The following is a 1,393-nucleotide window of genomic DNA, read 5'->3' on the forward strand; positions in this document are numbered from 1 at the left end:
CAGTGTTGTCCGGTAAACCGAAAAAAAGTGCATAAAAAAAGGGGCCGAAGCCCCCTATAGTTTTTAGATTTGGAGTTACCACACAACAAAAATAAACTATGCCTAAAAGTACATTTTTTACCGGACAGCCGATACTCAATCAGTTACTTTCTCTGATTCCACGAACTAAAGTTGATCAGTTGGCCCACAAATACCAGGCTAACAGGTATTGCAAGAAATTTAAGGCTTATGATCATTTGGTCACGATGCTTTTCAGCTCTTTTAAGAACTGCAGTTCCCTACGGGAGCTCATTACTTCCCTTCAGGCCAATTCAAGCCGTTTATCTCACCTTGGTGTAAAGTATACGCCCCGCAGAAGTACGCTTGCAGATGCAAATGAACGACGTTCTGCAGAAATGTTTAGTGAACTTTTTCATTTCTTAAGAAAGCGGTATTATGGTTTTTCCCCGGACAGCCACTTAACGGGGAAAATAAAAGACCGGTTATTTATTATTGATTCTACGACGGTAACCTTATTTTCTCAGGTGTTTAAGGCCTGCGGTAACGCGTTGGCCAATGGCCGCAGGAAAGGGGGCGTTAAAGCCCATACCCTCATCAGAAGCAAAGATGATGTGCCTTGCTTTGTTCATATTACCGCTGCCAGTGCCAACGACAGGACATTTATGCCAAAACTTGACCTACCACCAGGTTCTATCCTGGTGATGGACAAAGGGTATTTAAGTTATCATCCGATGAATGCCTGGACGGCTCAACAAATCACCTGGGTTACCCGGATGAATAAAGGCGCTCGCTGGAAGCTGGAGGAAGAACAGCCCGTAAGCGATAAACATACAGGTCAGGGTATTATAAAGGATATGTGGATATTGTTAGGCAACCCTTCAAGAGCTACAGATGCACCTGTACAAAAAGCTCGAATAGTGGTCTACCATGACAAATCAAGTGGTCGGGAGTTCCAGTTTCTAACCAACAACAGAGAGCTTGGTGCCCTTACCATTGCAGGCATTTACAAAAGAAGATGGCAAATAGAATCGCTTTTCAAGCGGCTTAAACAAAACTTTCAGCTACATAACTTTTTGGGAGACAATCAAAATGCTGTACAGATACAACTCTGGTGTACCCTGATTGCAGATCTGCTTGTTAAAGTGATAAAAGACAAAGCTGATAAAAAAAGGAAGACAAAATGGTCGTTTACAAATGTAGCGGGACTGATCAGACACCACTTGAGTACCTACATAGACATACTTGCTTTCCTGATACACCCTGATAAGGCCCTTTTAGGTTATAATGAGGGCATACCAGACTACCAACAAACGCTATTTGCAACTTGACAGGGGGGCTTACTTATTGAAATAGAACAAAAAACTCTGTTCAAACGCCAGGTATGCCGTTAAAA

At 42.6% G+C, this 1,393-nt stretch carries 1 protein-coding gene; it reads left to right on the forward strand.

What is annotated here, in order from left to right:
- Window positions 1-98 precede the first annotated feature (98 nt).
- Window positions 99-1,328 (forward strand): IS4 family transposase, encoded by a 1,230-nt coding sequence (locus EJV45_RS10345; RefSeq protein WP_129715610.1) that lies wholly within the window; start codon window positions 99-101, stop codon window positions 1,326-1,328.
- The last annotated feature ends 65 nt before the right edge of the window (window positions 1,329-1,393 follow it).

This window comes from Pedobacter sp. SYP-B3415 (assembly GCF_004138205.1).
Taxonomy (GTDB): Bacteria; Bacteroidota; Bacteroidia; order Sphingobacteriales; family Sphingobacteriaceae; genus Pedobacter.

Bases quoted from the DNA above. Each gene is read 5' to 3' on its own strand.
- EJV45_RS10345 (WP_129715610.1), top strand. From the start codon at position 99: ATGCCTAAAAGTACATTTTTTACCGGACAGCCGATACTCAATCAGTTA.